2 protein-coding genes, 1 rRNA gene and 1 pseudogene are annotated in these 3755 nt (G+C 72.2%); 3 read left to right on the forward strand and 1 reads right to left on the reverse strand.

What is annotated here, in order from left to right; genetic code table 11:
• The 3 genes from rrf to OERS_RS20330 all read left to right on the forward strand — a co-directional run.
• A 5S ribosomal RNA gene (rrf, locus tag OERS_RS20320) occupies window positions 1–83 on the forward strand; the annotation flags it as partial.
• 125 nt (window positions 84–208) lie between these two features.
• Complete coding sequence (locus tag OERS_RS21680) at window positions 209–2488, forward strand: hypothetical protein (protein WP_169834257.1); 2280 nt, start codon at window positions 209–211, stop codon at window positions 2486–2488.
• Window positions 2485–3501, forward strand: coding sequence for an HAD-IIA family hydrolase (locus OERS_RS20330; protein WP_068627786.1), 1017 nt, complete (start codon window positions 2485–2487; stop codon window positions 3499–3501). The genes OERS_RS21680 and OERS_RS20330 overlap by 4 nt, the downstream gene beginning before the upstream one ends.
• Window positions 3502–3644: 143 nt before the next feature.
• Here OERS_RS20330 and OERS_RS22335 read toward each other — a convergent pair.
• A pseudogene (locus OERS_RS22335) lies at window positions 3645–3755 on the reverse strand (MarR family transcriptional regulator); the annotation flags it as partial.

A 3755-nucleotide genomic window follows, 5' to 3' on the forward strand; every position in this document is an offset into this window, starting at 1 on the left:
CCATTCCGAACCCGGAAGCTAAGCCTCTCTGCGCCGATGGTACTGCCCTGGAGACGGGGTGGGAGAGTAGGTCGCCGCCGGACAACCATTCACCAAAGGCCCACCCCACACGGGGTGGGCCTTTGGCGTGCCTGTGACCTACCGGGCAAGACCCCACGACCCAGCTCGTGGGATGATGAACGTCAGTGCATATCGAAGGGACACCGCTGTGAACGACAGCCCAGAACGTCACGCCGACGACCGCGACCGTAGGTCTTCCGGGGCAGGGCGGTCCGGCGACACCGGTCGTTCCTCCGGCTCACAGGGCCGTGGTCAGGGAGCCCCCCGTCGCGAAGGTTCGGGCGGCAAGCCGCCCCGCGCCGGCGGCGACCGTCGTCCGGACTCGGGTGAGCGTCGCTCGTATGGTGACCGTCCCCAGTCCGGTGGCGGTGAGCGCCGCTCCTATGGTGACCGCCCGCAGTCGGGTGGCGGCTCCTACGGTGGTGGCGAGCGCCGCACGTACGGCGACCGTCCCCAGTCCTCGGGCTCGGGTGAGCGCCGCTCGTACGGTGACCGTCCCCAGTCCGGTGGCGGTGAGCGCCGCTCGTACGGTGACCGTCCGCAGTCGGGCGGTGGCTCCTACGGTGGTGGCGAGCGTCGCTCTTACGGCGACCGTCCCCAGTCCGGTGGCGGCTCCTACGGTGGTGGCGAGCGCAAGAGCTTCGGTGACCGTCCGCAGTCTTCGGGCTCGGGTGAGCGCCGTTCTTACGGCGACCGTCCGCAGTCGGGCGGTGGCTCCTACGGTGGTGGTGAGCGTCGCTCCTATGGCGACCGTCCCCAGTCCGGTGGCGGTTCCTACGGTGGTGGCGAGCGCAAGAGCTACGGTGACCGTCCGCAGTCTTCGGGCTCGGGTGAGCGCCGTTCTTACGGCGACCGTCCCCAGTCCGGTGGCGGTGAGCGCCGCTCCTATGGCGACCGTCCCCAGTCCGGTGGCTCCTACGGCGGCGAGCGCAAGAGCTACGGCGACCGTCCGCAGTCTTCCGGCTCGGGTGAGCGCCGCTCTTACGGCGACCGTCCCCAGTCCGGTGGCGGTGAGCGCCGCTCCTATGGTGACCGTCCGCAGTCGGGCGGTGGCTCCTACGGCGGCGAGCGCAAGAGCTACGGCGACCGTCCGCAGTCTTCCGGCTCGGGTGAGCGCCGCTCTTACGGCGACCGTCCCCAGTCCGGTGGCGGTGAGCGCCGTTCCTACGGTGACCGTCCGCAGTCCGGTGGTGGCTCCTACGGCGGCGAGCGCAAGAGCTACGGCGACCGTCCGCAGTCTTCCGGCTCGGGTGAGCGCCGCTCCTATGGCGAGCGTCCCCAGTCGGGCGGCGGTTCCTACGGTGGTGGCGAGCGCAAGAGCTACGGCGACCGTCCGCAGTCTTCTGGCTCGGGTGAGCGCCGCTCCTATGGCGAGCGTCCCCAGTCGGGCGGCGGTTCCTACAGTGGTGGCGAGCGCAAGAGCTACGGTGACCGTCCGCAGTCTTCTGGCTCGGGTGAGCGCCGCTCCTACGGTGACCGTCCGCAGTCCGGTGGTGGCGAGCGCAAGAGCTACGGTGACCGTCCCCAGCGTTCGGCCGACCAGGGTGAGCGTCAGTCGCGCCCCCCGCAGGACCAACGTCATGCCGGCCCGGAGATCGACGAGGCAGTGCAGTTCTCGGACCTCGACCGTGACGTGCGCGGGCGTCTGCGCACCCTGAGCAAGGAGAACGCGACGGTCGTCGGACGCCACCTGGTCATGGCCGGCAAGCTGATCGACACGGACCCCGAGCTCGCCTACGAGCACGCTCAGGCCGCCGTCCGTCGTGCCGGCCGCGTCGACGTGGTGCGTGAGGCTGCCGGCCTGACGGCCTACCAGACGGGCCGTTACGCCGAGGCCCTGCGTGAGCTGCGCACCGTGCGCCGACTCAACGGGTCCTCGGAGCACCTCCCGATCATGGCCGACTGCGAGCGGGGCCTCGAGCGCCCTGAGCGCGCCCTCGCCCTTGCTGCCTCCGAGGAGGCGAGCACACTCGACGCGCACGGTCGTACCGAGCTCGCGCTCGTCGTGAGCGGTGCTCGTGCCGACCTCGGTGAGTTCGAGGCCGCTCTGGCGGTCCTCGACCAGATCCCCGCTGCCGAGGCGCAGGGAGACCTCGCACTGCGAGTCCTCCAGGCCCGCGCCAGCGTCCTCGAGGCTGCAGGTCGTCTCGAGGAGGCCGCCGCGATCCTCGCGGACGTCGACCCCCGCGCACTGGCTGCCGCGCTCGGCACGTCGCTCGACGACGAGGTGGTCGTGTACGACCTGACCGAGGACGCCGTCGAGATCGACGACGAGACCGACGAAGCCTCCGAGGCGGACACCGACACGTCCGACGAGGACGCGACCGACACGTCGTCGGCCTCCGACGGCCCCGAGACCGAGGCCGCGCCCACGGACGAGACGGACGCTGCGGCGTCGGGCACGGAGAACGACGAGGAGACCAAGTGAGCCTGGGGCTGATCGCGAGCGACATCCCGCTCGCAGAACGCTACGACCTGGCCCTCGTCGACCTCGACGGCGTCGCCTACCGCGGCCACGAGCCCATCCCGAACGCCGCCACCGGCCTCGGGGGGGCCCGTGCCGCGGGCATGCGCCTCGTCTTCGTGACGAACAACGCCTCGCGCGAGCCGCAGTCGGTCGCCTCCCAGCTCACCGAGCTGGACATCCCCACGTCCTCGGACGAGGTCATGACGGCCGCTCAGGCCGCCGCCGCGCTCCTGCGGACCAGGCTGGAGCCCGGGGCTCGGGTCCTGGTCGTCGGCGGGGCGGGCCTCTTCACCGCCGTCCACGACGCGGGCTTCGTGATCGTCGAGAGCGCGGACGAGGAGCCCGTCGCGGTCGCGCAGGGCTTCGCGCCCGAGCTCGGCTGGGCACAGCTCGCCGAGGCCGCGTACGCGATCCAGCGGGGCGCATGGCACGTCGCGAGCAATCTCGACCTGTCGCTGCCCACTGCCCGTGGTTTCGCGCCCGGCAACGGCTCGCTCGTGCGGGCCGTCCAGGTGGCCACGGGGGTCGAGCCGTCGAGCGCGGGCAAGCCCTCGCCGACCATGTACCACCTCGCGGTCGAGCGGGCGGGTGCGTCGTCCCCCCTCGTCGTCGGTGACCGTCTCGACACCGACCTCGCCGGTGCGCGCTCGGGCGGGTACCCGGGCCTGCACGTCCTGACCGGTGTCAACGGGGGCCGCGACGCGGTCCTCGCCGAGCCCGGCCTGCGCCCGCACTACATCGGCGCCGACCTCCTGAGCCTCCTGGAGCCCCACGAGGCACCGGTCCAGGCTGCCGAGGGCTGGTGGACGAGCGGCCCGTCCGCTGCACGCGTGACCGACGGCGCGCTCGAGCTGACGGGCCCCCAGGGCGTCGACCTGATCCGCGCCGCGTGCGGCGCAGCCTGGGCGACGGTCGACGCGGGCGGCACGGTGGATGCGGACACCGTCCCCGAGCTCGCTGTCGGTAACCCCTGAGATCCTGTCCTGACCGGTAGCGTTGCACCGGTGCGGTGACGCGCGGCTTCCCGCCGCGTTCCACCCCACCGGTGCGACGCACCCGACCCTGGACACGGACTGGAGGAACACGCATGGCGCAGGACACCGTCGACGACCCGGCCGTCGTGCTCGTTGCGCGACCGGGTGAGGTACCCCGTGGTCTCCAGACGGCGGACGAGCGGCGAGAGCGTGCCGGGGTCCAGGTGGAGCCGGTCCGCGAGCGACGTGGCCGT

It is taken from the genome of Oerskovia enterophila, assembly GCF_001692445.1.
GTDB classification, from domain to species: Bacteria; Actinomycetota; Actinomycetes; order Actinomycetales; family Cellulomonadaceae; genus Oerskovia; species Oerskovia enterophila.